This window comes from Curtobacterium sp. PhB146 (assembly GCF_004342995.1).
Lineage (GTDB): Bacteria > Actinomycetota > Actinomycetes > Actinomycetales > Microbacteriaceae > Curtobacterium.
The window spans coordinates 560,428-577,750 of sequence record NZ_SMBN01000001.1 but is presented as its reverse complement, the minus strand read 5'-3'; the positions used below and the strand labels follow the sequence as shown (position 1 = coordinate 577,750).

Annotated in this window: 16 protein-coding genes and 3 tRNA genes; 12 read left to right on the top strand and 7 right to left on the bottom strand. The window is 69.3% G+C overall.

The genetic code is table 11. The features are described 5' to 3' along the window. Together EDF33_RS02850 and EDF33_RS02845 are read left to right on the top strand one after the other, a co-directional pair. Entirely contained in the window at positions 1 to 1,536 is a 1,536-nt protein-coding gene (locus EDF33_RS02850) for a PucR family transcriptional regulator (protein WP_132099245.1), read from the top strand. A gap of 20 nt (positions 1,537 to 1,556) precedes the next feature. Beyond that, entirely contained in the window at positions 1,557 to 2,174 is a 618-nt protein-coding gene (locus EDF33_RS02845) for a TetR family transcriptional regulator (protein WP_132099244.1), read from the top strand. On the opposite strand, the gene EDF33_RS02840 is transcribed toward EDF33_RS02845, so the two are convergent. Continuing rightward, on the bottom strand, positions 2,157 to 2,858 hold the full coding sequence (locus EDF33_RS02840; RefSeq protein ID WP_131920786.1) for an NUDIX domain-containing protein: 702 nt from the start codon (positions 2,856 to 2,858) through the stop codon (positions 2,157 to 2,159). The genes EDF33_RS02845 and EDF33_RS02840 overlap by 18 nt on opposite strands. 58 nt (positions 2,859 to 2,916) lie before the next feature. Between EDF33_RS02840 and EDF33_RS02835 the strand changes: the two genes are divergently transcribed. Then, the gene (locus tag EDF33_RS02835; RefSeq protein WP_132099243.1) at positions 2,917 to 3,396 is read left to right on the top strand and encodes a hypothetical protein; all 480 of its coding nucleotides are present in this window, start codon (positions 2,917 to 2,919) and stop codon (positions 3,394 to 3,396) included. An 86-nt stretch (positions 3,397 to 3,482) separates the two neighbouring features. On the opposite strand, the gene EDF33_RS02830 is transcribed toward EDF33_RS02835, so the two are convergent. Beyond that, a tRNA-Leu gene (locus EDF33_RS02830) sits at positions 3,483 to 3,569 on the bottom strand. An 86-nt stretch (positions 3,570 to 3,655) separates the two neighbouring features. Between EDF33_RS02830 and EDF33_RS02825 the strand changes: the two genes are divergently transcribed. The 7 genes from EDF33_RS02825 (at position 3,656) to pknB (ending at position 12,871) form a co-directional block, all read left to right on the top strand. After that, positions 3,656 to 4,336: a DUF3662 and FHA domain-containing protein gene (locus EDF33_RS02825; protein WP_123292929.1), complete on the top strand. Its 681-nt coding sequence runs from the start codon at positions 3,656 to 3,658 to the stop codon at positions 4,334 to 4,336. After that, complete coding sequence (locus tag EDF33_RS02820; RefSeq protein ID WP_111083697.1) at positions 4,333 to 4,884, top strand: FHA domain-containing protein; 552 nt, start codon at positions 4,333 to 4,335, stop codon at positions 4,882 to 4,884. Before EDF33_RS02825 ends, EDF33_RS02820 begins: the two co-directional genes overlap by 4 nt. A 6-nt stretch (positions 4,885 to 4,890) precedes the next feature. Next, positions 4,891 to 6,249 (top strand): Stp1/IreP family PP2C-type Ser/Thr phosphatase, encoded by a 1,359-nt coding sequence (locus tag EDF33_RS02815; RefSeq protein ID WP_131845063.1) that lies wholly within the window; start codon positions 4,891 to 4,893, stop codon positions 6,247 to 6,249. Beyond that, positions 6,246 to 7,688, top strand: coding sequence for an FtsW/RodA/SpoVE family cell cycle protein (locus EDF33_RS02810; protein WP_132099242.1), 1,443 nt, complete (start codon positions 6,246 to 6,248; stop codon positions 7,686 to 7,688). The genes EDF33_RS02815 and EDF33_RS02810 overlap by 4 nt, the downstream gene beginning before the upstream one ends. Continuing rightward, positions 7,685 to 9,139 carry a penicillin-binding protein 2 gene (locus EDF33_RS02805; RefSeq protein ID WP_111083694.1) on the top strand — a complete coding sequence of 485 codons (1,455 nt, stop codon included), beginning with the start codon at positions 7,685 to 7,687 and terminating at the stop codon, positions 9,137 to 9,139. The genes EDF33_RS02810 and EDF33_RS02805 overlap by 4 nt, the downstream gene beginning before the upstream one ends. Beyond that, positions 9,136 to 10,917: a serine/threonine-protein kinase gene (locus EDF33_RS02800; protein ID WP_132099241.1), complete on the top strand. Its 1,782-nt coding sequence runs from the start codon at positions 9,136 to 9,138 to the stop codon at positions 10,915 to 10,917. The genes EDF33_RS02805 and EDF33_RS02800 overlap by 4 nt, the downstream gene beginning before the upstream one ends. Before the next feature lie 133 nt (positions 10,918 to 11,050). Beyond that, the gene (gene pknB / locus EDF33_RS02795; RefSeq protein WP_123937617.1) at positions 11,051 to 12,871 is read left to right on the top strand and encodes a Stk1 family PASTA domain-containing Ser/Thr kinase; all 1,821 of its coding nucleotides are present in this window, start codon (positions 11,051 to 11,053) and stop codon (positions 12,869 to 12,871) included. Between the two features lie 212 nt (positions 12,872 to 13,083). On the opposite strand, the gene EDF33_RS02790 is transcribed toward pknB, so the two are convergent. Then, complete coding sequence (locus EDF33_RS02790) at positions 13,084 to 13,728, bottom strand: gamma-glutamyl-gamma-aminobutyrate hydrolase family protein (RefSeq protein WP_123937125.1); 645 nt, start codon at positions 13,726 to 13,728, stop codon at positions 13,084 to 13,086. 81 nt (positions 13,729 to 13,809) lie between these two features. On the opposite strand from EDF33_RS02790, the gene EDF33_RS02785 reads away from it, so the two are divergent. Continuing rightward, positions 13,810 to 14,064, top strand: coding sequence for a cell division protein CrgA (locus EDF33_RS02785; RefSeq protein WP_123292935.1), 255 nt, complete (start codon positions 13,810 to 13,812; stop codon positions 14,062 to 14,064). A gap of 513 nt (positions 14,065 to 14,577) precedes the next feature. Here the strand turns inward: EDF33_RS02785 and EDF33_RS02780 are convergent. Continuing rightward, the gene (locus tag EDF33_RS02780) at positions 14,578 to 15,201 is read right to left on the bottom strand and encodes a rhomboid family intramembrane serine protease (RefSeq protein ID WP_243692335.1); all 624 of its coding nucleotides are present in this window, start codon (positions 15,199 to 15,201) and stop codon (positions 14,578 to 14,580) included. A 238-nt stretch (positions 15,202 to 15,439) separates the two neighbouring features. After that, positions 15,440 to 15,979 carry a peptidylprolyl isomerase gene (locus EDF33_RS02775; RefSeq protein WP_111083688.1) on the bottom strand — a complete coding sequence of 180 codons (540 nt, stop codon included), beginning with the start codon at positions 15,977 to 15,979 and terminating at the stop codon, positions 15,440 to 15,442. 116 nt (positions 15,980 to 16,095) lie between these two features. Between EDF33_RS02775 and EDF33_RS02770 the strand changes: the two genes are divergently transcribed. Further along, the gene (locus tag EDF33_RS02770) at positions 16,096 to 16,671 is read left to right on the top strand and encodes a hypothetical protein (RefSeq protein ID WP_111083687.1); all 576 of its coding nucleotides are present in this window, start codon (positions 16,096 to 16,098) and stop codon (positions 16,669 to 16,671) included. Between the two features lie 387 nt (positions 16,672 to 17,058). Here EDF33_RS02770 and EDF33_RS02765 read toward each other — a convergent pair. Both EDF33_RS02765 and EDF33_RS02760 read right to left on the bottom strand, forming a co-directional pair. Beyond that, positions 17,059 to 17,131: transfer RNA gene (locus tag EDF33_RS02765), tRNA-Ala, on the bottom strand. A 55-nt stretch (positions 17,132 to 17,186) separates the two neighbouring features. Beyond that, positions 17,187 to 17,263, bottom strand: a tRNA-Ile gene (locus EDF33_RS02760). Positions 17,264 to 17,323 lie beyond the last annotated feature (60 nt).

Here is a 17,323-nt window from a genome sequence, read left to right as displayed (position 1 = left end):
ATGCCCGCGACGCTGCGTTCCCTGTTGCACCGTGCCGACCTCCGCCTCCGCCCGCTGACCGACGCGGACACGGACGCCCTCGACGCACCGCTGTCGTGGCTGCACAGCTCCGACCTCGAGGACCCGACGCCGTTCCTGGCCGACGGGCAGGGACTGCTGACCACGGGCACCCAGTTCGGCGCCGAGGCCGAGGTCCCGGAGGACGTCGCCGGCCCCTACGTCCGCCGACTCGTCGAGCGGGGCGTCGTCGCACTCGGGTTCGGCACCGAGGTCGTCCGCGCCGGCACCCCGGACGCCCTCGTCGCCGCCTGTTCGCAGTACGGACTCCCCTTGTTCGAGGTGCCCTACGAGACCTCGTTCATCGCGGTCGCGCAGGCGAACGCCGAAGCGGTCGCCCGTGACGCGAACGCCCGGAACGCCTGGGCCCTCGCCGCACAGCGGGCGATCTCGCTCGCAGCGATGCGCCCGGACGGGCTCGGGGCGACGATCGCCGAGCTCTCCGGGCAGCTCGGCGGCTGGGTCGGGCTCTTCGACGTGTCGGGACGGCTCGACCGCGGGCACCCGGCGGACGGCGTGCCCGCCCAGGACCTCGAGCTGCTCCGGACCGAGGCGCTGCGCCTGCTGCGCGCGGGACAGCGGGCGAGCCTGCCGGTGACCACCGAGCACCACACCGGGTTCACCCTGCAGACCCTCGGCAGCGGAGGCCACCTGAGCGGCGTGCTCGCGATCGCGAACGGCGGTGCGCTCGACCGCGCCGGTCGTGAGGTGGTGACGTCCGTCATCGCCCTCGCCGGACTCGCGCTGCAGCAGAACCGTGAGCTGGCCCGGGCACGCGGGCTCCTGCGCACCGGCCTGCTCACCATGCTCTCGGTCGGCGATCCGGAGGTGGTCCAGTCGACGTCGCGCGAGGTGTGGGGTCCCCTGCCCGCCGAACCCGTCCGGATCGCGGCCCTCGACGTCGACGACCACGATCTCGACACCGTCGTCGACCTGCTCGAACTGTGGGTGCAGGACCGGCCCGGACAGCTCTTCTTCGCCGTCGACGACGCCCTCTTCCTGTGCGTGAGCGCCGACGACACCGCGATCGTCGAGGAACTGGTCGGGCGCTTCGACCTCCGGGCCGGCCTGTCGGACGGTGCTGCGTACCGGTCGTTCGGCCGCGCTCGCACCGAGGCCGTGCAGGCCCTGGACCGTCGGCGCGAAGGACGACCGGGCACCACCGAGTTCGGCGACCTCGCCCGGGAGGGCGTCCTCGCACACCTGGCCCACGTCGACGTGGACGCCGGCGCCGTCGCCCGCGCGTTCCTCGCTCCCCTGCTCGAACACGACCGGTCGGCGGGCACCGAGCTCACCCGCACCGTCCGCGCCTGGCTCGAGCAGAACTGCGAGTACGACCGCGCCGCCCAGGTGCTCGGCATCCACCGCCACACCGCACGCTCCCGGGTCGAGCACGCCGGCCGGCTCCTCGACCGCGACCTCACCGTCTTCGCGACCCGTGCCGACCTGTGGGCGGCCTTCGTCGTCGAGGGCGCGTGACGCGCGGATACGGTGGGACGATGCCGACGACACCGGCCCGCCGGCGCCTCAGCCCGGCCGAACGCGGATCCCAGATCGCGGCGGCCGCCGTCGACCTGGCGCGCGCCGAGGGCCTCGCGGCGGTGACGCTCCGCGGAGTCGCCGCCGTGATCGGGGTCGCGCCGTCGCTCGTAGCCCACTACCGCCCGAGCATGGAGGACCTGGTCGGCGAGACGTTCCGCACCGTCGCGACAGCCGAGGTCGCCGAGGTCCGCGCGATCGTCGCCGCTGCGCCCGACCCCGTCTCCGGCCTCCGCACCCTGCTCGGCTGCATCGCCGATCCCGCGCGCGACGACGTCGCCACCCTGTGGGCCGACGCGTGGAGCATCGGCCGCACGAACGCGGCACTGGCGACCGCGGCACGGGACGTCATGGACGACTGGCAGCTCCTCGCGACCACGGTCGTCGTCGACGGGGTGCGCGCGGGCGTGCTGCGGACCGACGACCCGGACGGCGTGGGACGCCTGCTCTTCGCGCTCGTCGACGCCACCAACGGGTACGCACTGGTCGACTACCTCGACCGCCCGACCCGCGAGGGCCTGGTCCGCGCGACGATCGCCCGAGCGGTGGGCCTGGACGGCTCAGCCCTGTCGGGGTGACACCCGCCGCGGTGCCACTGACCGCAGTGCCACCCACTGCAGCAGCATGATCGTCTTGCCGTCGGCGATCCGGCCGTCCTCGACCATCGCGAGCGCCTCGTCGAGTGCCAGCTCGAGCACCTCGATGTCCTCGCCCTCGTCCTCGACCCCGCCGCCCGCCTCGACCCGGTCCGCCGGTGTGTAGGCACCGACGTAGAAGTGGACACGCTCGGTGACCGAACCGGGGCTCATGAAGACGTCGCCGACGCGCACCAGGTCGCCCAGCCGGATGCCGAGCTCCTCGGCGGCCTCGCGGCGGACGGCGGTCTCGGGGTCGTCCTCGTCGAGCAGCCCCGCCGCTGCCTCGATGAGCATGCCGTCCGGGTGCCCGTTCACGTACGCCGGCCACCGGAACTGCCGGGTGAGCAGGACCGTACGGCGCTCGGCGTCGTACGGCAGCACGGTGGCGCCGTTCCCGCGGTCGTAGGTCTCCCGCTGCTGTCGGTCCCACCGGCCGTCCCGGCGCCGGACGTCGAGCGTGGTGCGACGGAGCACGTGCCAGCCGTCCGACACGACCTCGACGTCCCGCACGACGACGTCGGGGTTGCGGTCGAGGTCACGGCCGACGGCGTCGAGTCCGGTCCGCCCACGGGCATCGGGGACGTCGACACCGGGACGAGGGGCTGCTGCACGATCATCGGTCACCTGGTCACGCTAGCGGGGCGGCTGCTCGCACGACCTGCCCGCCCGGTACCGTGCAGCCATGACCAGGACACCGTTCACCCGTCGCCCGGACCGACCGCAGGTGGTCACCGTGTCGTTCGTGCTCTGGCTCGTCTGGGTCGCGGTCTGCCTGGTGGCGACCGTCCTGCAGTTCGTGGCGGGAACGGGCGGCAACGCCATCGGCACGGTCCTGACGGTGCTCGTCGCCATCGTGGTCTGGGGACTCGTCGGGTGGGCGGTCGTCCGCACGGCCGCCGGTTCGCGGGTGGCACGCATCGCGCTGGTCGTCATCGCCGCGGCCCGTGCGGTGCTCAGCCTCACGAGCGGCGAACTCGGACTCCTGACGATCGCGCTGTCGGTCGTCGCCGCGGTCCTCCTCTTCCTGCCCAGCGCGCGCCCGTTCTTCGCACCGAGCGATGCGGGAAGAACCGACCACGGGTTCTCCGGACCCGGCGTGTCGGGCTCGAGCCGCGCCTCCTGGCCGGATCCCGACCACGCGACGGACGCTGATCGGACCTGATCCGCCCACCGGCGACGGCCGCCCCCGGCGGACCTGGGGGAACACGAAAGGCCCCGGATTCCTCCGGGGCCTTTCGCTGTTTCGCCTGGTGCGCGAGGGGGGACTTGAACCCCCACGCCGTTTCCAGCACACGGACCTGAACCGTGCGCGTCTACCAATTCCGCCACTCGCGCCAGCCCCAAAACACTACCACGCACAGACTGCCCCCTGCGCCAACCACTACCATGCAGTGGTTGACGACCGACGACTCTGGAGACACATGGGCCTGCTGGACAACTTCGAGCGAGGGCTGGAGCGCGCCGTGAACGGCGCGTTCGCGAAGACCTTCCGCTCCGGTGTGCAGCCGGTCGAGATCTCCAGCGCCCTGCGCCGTGAGCTCGACACGAAGGCCGCCGTGGTGTCGCGAGAGCGCATCCTGGTGCCGAACGAGTTCACCGTGCGCCTCGCGCCGCCGGACTTCACGCGCATGAACGACGTCGGTCGTCCGCTCATCGACGAACTCACGCAGATGGCCCACCAGCACGCCGTCGCGCAGAACTACTCGTTCTCCGGACCGGTCACCATCCGGCTGCAGCAGGACGGCACCCTGTCGACCGGCATCCTGCAGATCGACTCCACCACGGTGCAGCGCGACGTCGCCTGGATCGCCGTGCTCGACATCGGCTCGCAGCGCCACCGCCTGCAGCGCGGACGCACCGTGATCGGCCGTGGCAGCGACGCCGACATCACCATCGCGGACACCGGGACGAGCCGGAAGCACGTCGAGGTCCTGTGGGACGGCAAGCACGCCCAGGCCACGGATCTGGGCTCGACGAACGGCTCGAAGCTGAACGGACAGCACTTCCAACAGGCGATCGTGGAGCCGGACTCCACCATCGAGATCGGTCGTACCCGTATGGTGTTCCGGGTGATCCCGGAGAACGACGGAGGTGCTCGATGACCACAGGCCTGACCCTGCTCGTCCTGCGCTTCGCGTTCCTCGCGGTGCTCTGGCTGTTCGTCTTCGTGATCGTCTTCGCCCTGCGCAGTGATCTCTTCGGCCAGCGCGTGCGCACGATCCCCACGGATTCCAAGTCGGCTCCCTCCGGCCCGACGACCCCGACGATCCCCGCAGCGGCGGCGCCGGCAGCGGCCTCGGGTGGTGCGTTCACCGACCTGATCGGGCAACCCACGGCGGCGACGCAGTCGCCCTCGCCGGCAGCGGTGCGCCTCGTGATCACCGAGGGTGCGCGTGAGGGCATGGAGATGCCGCTCGGCGGCGGGCCGATCACGATCGGCCGCTCCAGCGAGTCCAACGTCGTGATCCGCGACGACTACACCTCGACCAACCACGCCCGGCTCGACCTGCGCGCCGACGGCTGGCTCCTCACCGACCTCGAGTCCACGAACGGCACCTTCGTCAACGGTCAGAAGGTGAGCGCTCCCCTGATCGTCGCGGAGCGCACGCCGATCACGATCGGGACGACGACGTTCGAGCTGCGGCGGTAACCCGGCATGACCGCTCGCACGTTGAGCGCCGCTGTGTCCCACGTGGGCCGCATCCGCGCGAACAACCAGGACTCCGGCTACGCCGGGGCGCACCTGTTCGCGGTCGCGGACGGCATGGGTGGGCACGCCGGCGGCGACGTCGCCTCGGCGATCGCGATCCGGCGCATCAGGGAGGTGGACCGCGAGTTCCCCTCGGCCCACGACGCCGAGTTCGCGTTGCAGTCGGCCCTGATCGCGGCGAACCAGCTCATCACCGAGACGGTCTTCGAACACCAGGAACTGACCGGCATGGGCACCACGGTGTCCGCGATGATCCGGGTCGGCGAGCAGATCGCGATCGCGCACATCGGTGACTCGCGCATCTACCGCCACCGTGACGGCGAGCTGCAGCAGATCACGTCGGACCACACCTTCGTGCAGCGCCTGGTCGACAGCGGCCGGATCACCCCGGAGGAAGCCGCGGTCCACCCCCGTCGCTCGGTGCTCATGCGGGTGCTCGGCGACGTGGATGCGGCACCCGAGGTCGACACCGCGATCATGGACATCCAGCCGGGCGACCGCTGGCTGCTGTGCTCCGATGGCCTGTCGTCGTACCTGGCCGAAGAGCGCATCCGGCACGCCCTGGCGTCGAACATGGACGCCAACCAGGTCACGCAGCGCCTGGTCAAGGAGACCCTCGACCACGGCGCCCCCGACAACGTCACCGTCGTCGTCATGGACGTCACCGCGGACGAGGTCGACGACGACGACGACGCGGCCACCACCGTCGGGTCCGCGGCCGCTCCCCTGACCTTCGAGGCGTCGACCGGTCGCAAGCCGATCCGCCTCCCCACGATCCTGCTGCACCCGCTCAAGGTCACCACCGCCCCGGAGGACTCGCACTTCGAGCCCGAGTCCGACCAGTTCTTCGCGGAACTCATCGCCGAGGACCGCCGACGCCGCATCCGACGCCGGGTCTCGTGGACGGTCGCGCTCGTGGTGGCGGTCGCTGCCCTGGTCGGGGCCGTGTTCCTCGGCTGGCGGATCACCCAGGACCACTACTACGTCGGCACCGACCGCGGCACGGTCGCGATCTACAAGGGCGTCCAGCAGTCGATCGGACCACTGGCGCTGTCGGACGTCTACGAGGACACCGACATCACCGTGTCGATGCTCCCGGACTACACCCGCGAGAACGTCCGCTCGACGATCAACGCGCAGTCGCTCGACGACGCGCGGGACATCGTCGACCGACTGCGCAAGGCCGCCGAGACCGGGCAGGACCAAGCCGGTACCGGCGGTGACGGCGGATCCACCTCGTCACCCTCGCCGTCACCGACCCGGTCGTCGACGCCCACGCCGTCCCCGACCCGGGGCTCGCGATGAGCAACGCCACCGCCCAGTCGTTCACGCAGGCGATCACGATCAAGCTCCGTGAACCCGCACGTGCTCGGAACCTCGAGCTCGTGCTGCTCGTCATCGCCTGCGGCATCTGCGCCGGCGCGATGGTGCTCGTGCAGCTCGGCACCAAGGGGCGACTGTTCGACACCTCGGTGCTGTGGGTCGGCGGGGGCATCCTCGGGCTGGGGCTCGTGATGCACGTCGTGCTGCGGGTCGTCGCCAAGAACGCCGACCCGTTCGTCCTTCCGATCGCACTCGTCCTGAACGGCATCGGCATCGCGGAGATCTACCGCATCGACGTCCACAACGGCCTGACCGGCTGGGACGCCATCGGTGTGAAGCAGATCGTCTGGACGATGCTCGCGATGGTCCTGGCGATCATCACGCTGCTGCTGGTCCGGAACCACCGGTTCCTGCAGCGCTACCGCTACATCTTCATGTTCCTGACGATCGCGCTGCTGCTGCTGCCGATGCTCCCCGGCATCGGCTACGCGCCCGGCGGAGCACGGGTCTGGATCCGCGTCGGACCGTTCTCGTTCCAGCCGGGCGAGCTCGCGAAGATCACCATGGCGCTGTTCTTCGCCGGGTACCTCGTCACCGCGCGCGACTCGCTGTCGATCGTCGGCAAGAAGTTCCTCGGCATGACGTTCCCGCGTGCCCGAGACCTCGGCCCGATCCTGGTGATGTGGGGCGCCGCGATGGCGGTCCTCGTCTTCCAGCGCGACCTCGGCACGGCGCTGCTGTACTTCGGCCTCTTCCTCGTGATGATCTACGTCGCGACCGCGCGGATCAGCTGGGTGGCCATCGGCCTCGTGCTGTTCGTCGGCGGCGCCCTGGTCGCGCAGAGCGTCCTCGAGTACGTGCACGGCCGGTTCGAGCAGTGGCTCGACCCGTTCAACCAAGAGGTCTTCAGCCGCGACACCCAGGCGAGCTACCAGCTCGTGCAGGGACTGTTCGGCTTCGCGAACGGCGGCATCACCGGCACCGGCCTCGGCCAGGGGCGCCCCTACATCACGCCCGTCGCCAACGCGGACTACATCATCGCCTCGCTCGGCGAGGAGCTCGGCCTGATCGGCGTCTTCGCGATCCTGGCGCTCTTCATCGTGCTGGCCTCGCGCGGCATCCGCGTCGGGTTCATGGCGCAGGACGACTTCGGCAAGCTGCTCGGCGTCGGCTTCGGCTTCGTGATCGCCCTGCAGGTGTTCGTCGTCGTCGGTGGCATCACCCGCGTGATCCCGGTGACCGGCCTGACCACGCCGTTCATGGCCGCGGGTGGTTCCTCGCTCATCGCCAACTGGATCATCGCCGCGATGCTGCTGCGACTCACCGATTCCATCCCAGCCGAACAACGCGTCCAGCAGGGCGCGATCCCCGCCGCGAGCGGGCGGTCCGCGCGCGCGACCAGGAAGGAGCGTCGTCGATGAACCGACAGCTCCGCGGTGTCTCGACCGTCATCGTGCTCATGTTCGTCGCACTCTTCGTGTCGACGACCTCGATCCAGTTCTTCTCGGCGGACACGCTCCGCGCCGACTCCCGCAACTCACGCACCATCTTGGACAGTTACTCGACCAAGCGCGGTGCGATCCTCGTCGACGGCAGCCCGATCGCCGAGTCGACCCCCGTGGACGACCAGTACGAGTACCAGCGCAAGTACACGAACGGCGACCTGTACTCGGCGGTCACCGGCTACTTCACCATCGGCCAGGGCAACACCGGCATCGAGAGCGCGGAGAACACCGTGCTGTCCGGCAACTCGGACGCCTCGTTCTTCCAGAACCTCAACTCGATCCTCACCGGCCAGGACGTCCAGGGCGACAACGTCAACCTGACGATCGACCCCGCCGTGCAGCAGGCCGCGTACGACGCCCTCGGCACGAACAGCGGCGCCGTCGTGGCCATCCAGCCGAAGACCGGCAAGATCCTCGCGATGGTCTCGAAGCCGAGCTACGACCCGAACACCCTCACCTCGCACGACACCGCGAAGGTCAAGGAGCAGTACGACGCCCTGCTCGGCGCCTCGTCGTCCCCGCTGCAGAACCGCGCGATCGGCGGCGACCTGTACACGCCCGGATCCGTCTTCAAGCTCGTCGTCGCATCGGCGGCGCTCGAGGGCGGCAAGTACAACCTCGACTCGACGTTCCCGAACCCGTCGCGCCTGCAGCTCCCCGGCACGAGCTCGTACATCAACAACGCCGAGGGCGGCACGTGCGGGGGCGGCGACAAGGTCAAGCTCCGCACGGCCATCCAGTACTCGTGCAACATCCCGTTCGCCGAGCTCGGACAGAAGCTCGGGTACGACGCGATCAAGAGCATGGCCGACAAGTACGGCTTCGGTGACGCCATCGAGGTCCCGATGTCCGCGACCGCCAGCCAGTACCCCGAGGTCGACTCCACCGCGCAGCTCATGCTCAGCGCGTTCGGCCAGGCGAGCGTCCGGGTGTCCCCGCTGCAGATGGCCATGGTGTCGGCCGGCATCGCGAACGGCGGCAAGGTCATGCAGCCCTCGCTCGTCGACTCGATCACCACGAGCGACCTGAAGACGGTCGAGTCCTTCTCCCCGAGGCAGTACAGTGATCCGCTGTCCTCCTCCGAGTCCGCTGACCTCACCGAGGCCATGCAGAGCGTCGTGAACGCCGGGACCGGAACGAATGCCAAGATCGACGGTGTCGACGTCGCAGGGAAGACGGGCACGGCCGAGGGCGGAACAGGCGATCCCTACACCCTCTGGTTCACCGGGTTCGCGCCCGCGAAGGACCCGGAGGTCGCCGTGGCGGTCGTCGTCGGAGACGGCGGCGGGCTCGGCCAGTCGGGAGTCGGCAACACAGTCGCGGCCCCGGTCGCGAAGAAAGTCATGGAGGCGGTGCTGAACAAATGAGACCCACCAGCGGACTCACCTTCGGTGGGCGGTACCAGCTCTCGTCCCGGGTCGCCATCGGCGGCATGGGAGAGGTGTGGCAGGCCACCGACCTCGTCATCGGCCGAACCGTCGCACTCAAGATCCTCAAGGACGAGTACCTCGGCGACCCCGGGTTCCTCGAGCGCTTCCGCGCCGAGGCCCGGCACGCTGCGCTCGTCAACCACGAGGGCATCGCCAACGTCTTCGACTACGGCGAAGAGGACGGCAGCGCCTACCTCGTGATGGAGCTCGTCCCCGGCGAAGCGCTCTCGACCATGATCGAGCGCGAGCACACGCTGCCGGTCGACAAGGTCCTGGACATCGTCGCGCAGACCGCGAACGCCCTGCAGGCCGCGCACGCGGTCGGTCTCGTGCACCGCGACATCAAGCCCGGCAACCTGCTCATCACGCCGGACGGCCGCGTCAAGATCACCGACTTCGGCATCGCACGCATCGCCGACCAGGTCCCGCTGACCGCGACCGGCCAGGTCATGGGCACCGTGCAGTACCTGTCGCCCGAGCAGGCGAGCGGGCACCCGGCGTCGCCGTCGACCGACATCTACTCGCTCGGCATCGTCGCGTACGAGGCGCTGGCGGGTCGTCGTCCCTTCACGGGTGAGTCGCAGGTCGCGATCGCGATGGCGCACATCAACGAGCAGCCGCCGGCGTTGCCCGGGGACATCCCCGAGCCCGTCGCCGCCCTCGTGATCTCGTGCATCGCGAAGAAGCCCGCCGATCGTCCCGCCACCGCCGCCAACCTGGCGCGCGCCGCACAGGCGCTCCGCCGTGGTGACGTCGCAGCAGCCACCGTCGCCGTCCCCGCCATCGCCCAGGGCGGCACCGTCGCGTTCAACCCGCCGCAGGGTCAGGGCAACGACGCTGCCACCGCGCTGCTCGGCACCCAGTCCGGTGCGGCCGCCGGTGGTGCCGGTGGACCCGTCGGACCGCGCTCCCCGGCGACGGACGAGCCCGAGGAACTGAAGAAGAAGCGGGCCTGGATCTGGTGGGTCGTCGGCATCGTCGTGGTGCTCGCGATCGCCGGTGTCGTCGGAGCGTTCGCGCTGAACGGTGCGGCCGACCCGGACCCGACCCCCTCGAACTCCGCGTCGAGGACCCCGCGTCCGACCACGACACCGTCCGAGACCCCGTCCCAGACGCCGGTCGACACCCGCGTGACGGTGTCGGCAGCCGACTACACGGGCCAGAACGCGGAGCAGGTCGCGAACCAGCTCCGCGGTCGGGGCCTGGTCGCCGAGGTCGTCGCCGGTTCGAACGCGACGTCCTCCGACCAGGTCGGCACCGTCGAGTCGCTCAGCCCCGAGGGCAGCCTCGAGCAGGGCACGACGGTGACGATCAAGGCGTTCGGCGACGTGCTGACCGCCGAGGCACCCGAGCGTGCGACCGGTGGATCCGTGAGCGACTCCGGCCGCGTCACGTTCAGCTGGCCGTCCTACGACAAGTGCCCCGCCGGGTACTCCGACGTGAGCTACACGTACACGATCGACAACGGCACGGTCCCGTCGAACGGCAGCAGCTCGGGCTCGACCTCCGGCACGGCGGTCACCGTCGCGGCGGCGCAGTCCGGCACGGTGACCCTGTCGTACAAGGTGACGTGCAAGTCGCCGCAGTCCGGCACCGCGGTCGTCTCCGACTCGTCGCCCGGGGCGCAGGTCACCTGGACCGAGCCCACCGAGGAGCCCACGACCGACCCGAACGACGGCATCGACCCGACCGACGCCCCGATGGACGGCAACTGAACGACCCCCGGACGGGGACTGTCGACACCGTTCGGTAACGGTTCGGTCGACCCCTCCCTGACCAGCGTCTCACCAGGTGGTGCTGCCGTACACTAGCCCGGACGGACAGACGGAGGAGTACGTGCCAGAAGGTGTGACCGCGGGGATCACCCTCCTCGCCAACCGTTACGAGATCGGTGATGTCATCGGCCGAGGCGGCATGGCAACCGTGCACCTCGGCAACGACACCCGTCTCGGTCGCAAGGTCGCGGTGAAGCTCCTGAAGCCGAGCCTGGCCAACGACCCGGCGTTCCGCACCCGGTTCCGGCAGGAAGCCCAGGCCGCCGCACGTATGGCGCACCCCACGGTCGTCCGCGTGTACGACGCCGGCGAAGAGACCGTGACCGAGACCTCGGGCGCCGAGGTGCAGGTCCCCTTCATCGTGATGGAGTACGTCGAGGGCCGCCCGCTCTCCGACATCATCGCCGAGGGCGCCGTCGCTCCGGCCGAGGCCGTCCGCATCACCGAGGGCATCCTCACCGCGCTCGAGTACTCCCACCGCGCCGGCGTCGTGCACCGCGACATCAAGCCCGCCAACGTCATGGTCACGCACAGCGGCCAGGTCAAGGTCATGGACTTCGGCATCGCCCGAGCCATCACCGACACCTCCGCCACGGTCGCGCAGACCACGTCGATCCTCGGCACTGCGTCGTACTTCTCGCCGGAGCAGGCCCGTGGCGAGACCGTCGACGCCCGTACGGACATCTACTCCACCGGTGTCGTGCTGTTCGAGCTGCTCACCGGCCGCGCGCCCTTCCTCGGTGACACCCCGGTGGCGGTGGCCTACCAGCACGTCAGCGAGCAGCCCGTCGCCCCGTCGTCGATCACACCAGAGGTGTCCCCGGCACTCGATGCCGTGACCCTGCACGCCCTGGTCAAGGACCGCACGCGCCGCTTCCAGAACGCCGCCGAGTTCCGCTCGGACCTGCAGCAGGCCGCTGCGGGCCGAGTTCCGGCATCCACCAAGAAGATCCAGCAGAACGCGGCGAACGACGCCTCGACGGTGCTGTTCGGGGTCGACCCGCGCACCACGTCGAACCCCGCCGCGGCGTTCCGCGAGCTCGACGACGACACCGCGGAGCACCGCCCGCAGCGCACGCAGAACCGTCCGCCGGTGGCGTGGATCTGGGTCGGCATCCTGCTGACGGTCGCGGTCATCGTCGGGGTCGTGTTCTTCGTCGCGAACCTGCAGCCGGGCAAACCGCCGGTGTCGTCGTCCGTGAGCGTGCCGAACGTCACCGGGTCGACCTTCAGCGCCGCGTCCACCGCGCTCGAGAAGAAGGACCTGACGGCGGTCAAGGTCGAGGAGAACTCCGACTCGGTCGACAAGGGGACGGTCATCCGCACCGACCCGGGCTCCGGCATCAACGTGGGCCGGAAGTCCAGCGTCAACGTGGTCGTCTCCCTCGGCCCCGAGCGGGTCCCGGTCCCCGAGCTGAACGGGCAGTCCCAGGCAGCGGCACAGCAGGCACTGGACGATGCCGGCTTCCGCGTCGGCGCGATCAGTTCCGACTACTCGTCCGACGTGCCAGAGGGCACCGTGATGAGTTCCGACCCCGAGTCCGGTTCGCTCCACACCAAGGGCATCGTGATCAACCTCACGGTGTCCAACGGCAAGGTGCAGCTGCCGAACGTCACGAACCAGCAGTTCTCCGAGGCGAAGGCGTCGCTCGAGCAGCTCGGCCTCACCGTGACGCCGTCGCCGTCGTACTCGTGCACGGGTGGCCTCGTGACGCAGCAGGACACCCCGCAGGGCGATGTCGCCCAGGGCAGTGCCGTCGCCCTGACCTACTGCGCCGCGTCGAGCCAGCCGACCCACGCTCCGTCGTCCGACAACGGGAACGACAAGGGCGACAACGGGGACAACGGTGGAGACAACGGGGACACCGGCGGGGACAACGGCGACGGTCGCTGATCGTCCCGATCAGGAACGACGCCACCACGGCGGTCGAGCCGACCACACGCACACGCGTGCGGCGTGACGGACCGGTGACGGGCCTCCCGTCGGCACACTGACGGCCAGGAGGCCCGGCTCACCCCCGCCACGCGTCCGCGAGCCCGTCAGGTCGTCGCGTCCACTGCTCCAAGCGCGTCGACACGCGACGCCGTCGAGTGCGCTCTGACGAGTCAGCCGCGATGCGTCGCGATGAGCGGGCCGAGGCCGTCGGCGCGCTCGGCAGCCCCGGAGAGACCGGTGGTCTCGAGCCAGTTGCCGACCATGCGGTAGCCACCCTCGGTCAGGACCGACTCGGGGTGGAACTGCACCCCGTACAGCGGGTGGGCGCGGTGCTGGACTCCCATGATGACGCCGCCGCCGGTCCGGGCCGTGACGGTGAGCTCGTCGGGCACCGTGCCGTCGACGATTGCGAGGGAGTGGTACCGCGTCGCCGTGAACGGGTGCGGAACGCCCGCGAAGAGCGTGCTGTCGTCGTGGTCGACCTGCGAGGTCTTGCCGTGCATGAGTTCGTCGGCGTGCGTGACCGTGGCGCCGAGGGCTTCTGCGATCGCCTGGTGGCCGAGGCAGACCCCGAGCAGGGGGGTGCCGGACGCGATCGCCGCGTGCACCGTGGGGATCGAGACGCCGGCGTCGGCCGGGGTGCCTGGGCCGGGCGACAGCAGGATGCCGTCGTAGTCGGCGATGCGGTCCGCGATCTCCGACTCGGGGAAGGCGTCGTTGCGCACCACGTCCGTCTGGGCTCCGAGCTGCTGGACGTACCCGTTCAGCGTGTAGACGAAGCTGTCGTAGTTGTCGACGACGAGGATCCTGGTCATGGCGGTTCACCGTACTCGTGGGGGATGTGTGCAGCGGTCTGCGGGCCGATCCACACACGTGGTCACGGTAGGATACCGGCCATGGCCAGTGACAAGGACCGCACCAAGCCCGCCCGGAGGACCCGAGCCGACTCGGTCGACACCGCGGGGGACGCCCCGAACCCGGTGTGGTTCAAGCCGGTCATGTTCGGCTTCATGCTCATCGGCCTCGTCTGGGTGATCGTCTTCTACATCTCGAACGCGACCCTGCCGGTGCCGAGCCTCGGCTCGTGGAACATCCTGGTCGGCTTCGGCATCATGTTCATCGGCTTCCTCATGACCACCCGCTGGCGCTGATCCGCAGCCTCGAGACACTCCGACGCCCGTCGCACCATCTGGTGCGGCGGGCGTTGTCGTTCTCCACAGGACCTGCTGCGGCTGATCCCCAGATCATCGAGGATCCGGGCGGTTCTCCACACTTCTCCACACTCTCCACATCGTCATCCACACCCCGACCCCGGAGTTATCCACAGCTGAGTCCACAATGGGGATAATCACACGCGTGTAACTCACCGGTTTCTCCACACCTGTGGATAACTCTGCGGACGCCTTGTGGACGGCGGACTGGAGGCCCGTGGCGGCCTGGCACCGTGCCTACCGTCCGCCGTTCGGTCGCGGAAGCCACGAACGTGCGGCTGGCTGCGCCGTCCTGTCTGCGAAAGCGTCAGACGTCGCCGAAAGGTCGGCGGCAGACTGTCGCTTCCGCGGGACAGCGGCCACGCGACGGGCTGAGCGCAGGGATGTCCGGGAACGACGAACGCCCCGCCGCTGATGCGACGGGGCGTTCGGTGGACGTGTGTCCGGGTCGGGTCAGCCGATGGTGACCGCGTACCCGACAGCGGTGAGCACGATGCCCGCCAAGGCGGTGGCGACGAGCAGGCCGATCTGCAGGGGCCGCTGCCGGACGTTCCGGGTCTTGGCGAACACGAAGCCCACCAGGAAGCCGCCGATGATCCCACCGACGTGCGCCTGCCACGAGATGTTGATCCCTGGGAGGAACCCGACGACCAGGTTGAGCCCCATGATCACGAGGAGCTGCACCGCGTTCTGCCCGAGGCTCCGCTGCAGCACGAAGAACGCCGCGAAGAGCCCGAAGATCGCGCCGGACGCGCCTACGACGGTCGTTCCGGGAGCGAGGAACGTCACGAGCATCGAGCCGAAGATCCCCGTGATGAAGTACAGCGCGACGAATCGCCAGGTGCCGAGCATGTTCTCGAGCATCCGACCGAAGATCCACAGCGCCCACATGTTGAACAGGATGTGGAAAATCCCCGAGTGCACGAACAGGGAGGTGACGACTCGCCACGGCTGTGTGGGCAAGAGGAACGAGTTGTAGGCCAGCAGGCTGGTGAAGAACCGGCCACTCACCTGGTCCAGCAGCCAGATGGCGACCGTGATCGCCACGATGACGACCGTCGCCTTCTGGTCGAGCATCGCGAAGCGCCGTCGCGCGACCGTCAGCCCACTGGGGGCTCCGGACGCGCGACGGTTCGCTGCGAACTGTGCGCGCTGTTCACGCACGCACTCCGGGCAGTGCACCCCGACTGCCGCCGGCGTCTGGCACTCCGGGCAGATCGTCCGCCCACAGCGCTGGCAGAGCACGAAGCTCTGCCGGTCCGGATGCCGGTAACAGGTGTTGTTCGGGTTGTACGCCTGGTCGGTCACGTGAGGATCAGACGCCTTCGACGTCGATGCTCTGGATGACCACGTCCTCGACGGGCTTGTCACGGCCGTCGGTGGGGACACCCTCGATGGCGTCGACCACGGCACGCGACTCGTCGTCGGCGACCTCACCGAAGATGGTGTGCTTGCCCTGCAGCCACGGCGTCGCCACCGTGGTGATGAAGAACTGCGAGCCGTTCGTGCCACGGCCGCCCTGGATGCCAGCGTTGGCCATGGCGAAGATGTAGGGGTTCTGGAACGTGAGCTCGGGGGAGATCTCGTCGTCGAAGCGGTAGCCCGGACCGCCGATGCCCTGGCCGAGCGGGTCGCCGCCCTGGATCATGAAGTCCTTGATGATGCGGTGGAAGACGACGCCGTCGTAGAGCTTGTCGGTGGAGACCTTGCCCGTACCCGGGTGGGTCCACTCCTGCTTGCCCGTGGCGAGGTCGACGAAGTTCTTGACGGTCTTCGGTGCGTGGTTGCCGAACAGGTTGACGCGGATGTCGCCCTTGTTGGTGTGGATCGTTGCGACAGCGGTGTGCAGAGACATGTTCCGATTCTCGCATGTACCGGCTGCGTACGGACCGGACCCACAGGTGAGGCTCCGTGACCTGTCAGGGACTCTGGTGGCAGGATGGGGTCACGCCGATCCGATGGAGGTACCAGATGACGACGATCGAGATCCCGCGCAAGCGTCGGAAGCAGATCAAGAAGCTCAAGGGCCAGACCGCCTCGCTCCTCGGAGAGCAGCGCAAGGTCCTCGAGCACGCGAACGCGATCCTGGCGGAAGCCCGGTCGAACGCAGCCGACGCAGCCCGCAAGGACATCGCCCCTCGTGTGCAGAACGCGATCGACAACGGGATCCGTCCCGCGGTCGCGACCGGGGTCCACGCTGCGACGTCCGCAGCACAGAACGCTTCGCACAAGTTCCAGTCCGAGGTCATCCCCGGACTGGTGTCGACCGCTGGCTCCGTGCTGAGCGTCACCGACCTCGCGAAGGACCCCCGGGTCAAGAAGATCGTGAAGAACGCCCAGAAGAAGGGCAAGAAGGCCAAGAAGGCTGCTGTGAAGTACGTGCCGTCGCAGCAGAAGAAGGGCATCGGCTTCGGTGGTGTCGCGCTCATCATCGTCGGCGTCGTCGCCGTTGCTGGTGCTGCGTACGCCGCGTACCAGACGCTCCGCGCCGACGACGACCTGTGGGTTGCCGACGACGCTGACACGGCGGAGAAGCCTGCCGCCTGACCTCCACGGTTCGTACGAAGGGCCCCGGCACTCCGCCGGGGCCCTTCGTCGTTCCCGGGTGCTGGCTGCGACCAGGCGCCCACTGGCCGGCCGGCCGACGCCGAGGTTCCGCGACATGCCGCACGCCGGCCGCCGAGGTTCCACGGACGTCCCCTGGAGCGCACGAGATGCCGAGATTTCGGAACCTCGGCGCCGCGAGACCTCGGGGCACCGACACCCGCCCGGACCGAGCACGCACGACGAGCACGCACGACGACGACGACGAACGCGCGACGTCCCACGGAGACGGCCATCGCGGAGCGGCCCGTGCCGAAGGCACGAGACGAGCACGGCGGAACGATCCGGCGGAGGAAGGAACGACCGCAGCAGGGTCATCCCGGAGTGGAGTGGAGCCTGGGAGAATCGAACTCCCGACATCCTGCTTGCAAAGCAGGCGCTCTACCAACTGAGCTAAGGCCCCGGGTGCCACCGAGGTGATCGGTGACGGGATGGAATTGTCGTGTGTTCCGAAGAACTGGTGGGGCTACAAGGACTTGAACCTTGGACCTCTTCGTTATCAGCGAAGCGCTCTAACCGCCTGAGCTATAGCCCCTCAGACCGGATGAAAGCCTACCCCACGGATCTCGCAGAACGAAATCGAGCGGTCGGCTCA

Coding starts and splice junctions, on each gene's coding strand:
- EDF33_RS02850 (WP_132099245.1), top strand. CDS start 1: ATGCCCGCGACGCTGCGTTCCCTGTTGCACCGTGCCGACCTCCGCCTC.
- EDF33_RS02845 (WP_132099244.1), top strand. CDS start 1,557: ATGCCGACGACACCGGCCCGCCGGCGCCTCAGCCCGGCCGAACGCGGA.
- EDF33_RS02835 (WP_132099243.1), top strand. CDS start 2,917: ATGACCAGGACACCGTTCACCCGTCGCCCGGACCGACCGCAGGTGGTC.
- EDF33_RS02825 (WP_123292929.1), top strand. CDS start 3,656: ATGGGCCTGCTGGACAACTTCGAGCGAGGGCTGGAGCGCGCCGTGAAC.
- EDF33_RS02820 (WP_111083697.1), top strand. CDS start 4,333: ATGACCACAGGCCTGACCCTGCTCGTCCTGCGCTTCGCGTTCCTCGCG.
- EDF33_RS02815 (WP_131845063.1), top strand. CDS start 4,891: ATGACCGCTCGCACGTTGAGCGCCGCTGTGTCCCACGTGGGCCGCATC.
- EDF33_RS02810 (WP_132099242.1), top strand. CDS start 6,246: ATGAGCAACGCCACCGCCCAGTCGTTCACGCAGGCGATCACGATCAAG.
- EDF33_RS02805 (WP_111083694.1), top strand. CDS start 7,685: ATGAACCGACAGCTCCGCGGTGTCTCGACCGTCATCGTGCTCATGTTC.
- EDF33_RS02800 (WP_132099241.1), top strand. CDS start 9,136: ATGAGACCCACCAGCGGACTCACCTTCGGTGGGCGGTACCAGCTCTCG.
- EDF33_RS02790 (WP_123937125.1), bottom strand. CDS start 13,728: ATGACCAGGATCCTCGTCGTCGACAACTACGACAGCTTCGTCTACACG.
- EDF33_RS02785 (WP_123292935.1), top strand. CDS start 13,810: ATGGCCAGTGACAAGGACCGCACCAAGCCCGCCCGGAGGACCCGAGCC.
- EDF33_RS02780 (WP_243692335.1), bottom strand. CDS start 15,201: ATGCTCGACCAGAAGGCGACGGTCGTCATCGTGGCGATCACGGTCGCC.
- EDF33_RS02775 (WP_111083688.1), bottom strand. CDS start 15,979: ATGTCTCTGCACACCGCTGTCGCAACGATCCACACCAACAAGGGCGAC.
- EDF33_RS02770 (WP_111083687.1), top strand. CDS start 16,096: ATGACGACGATCGAGATCCCGCGCAAGCGTCGGAAGCAGATCAAGAAG.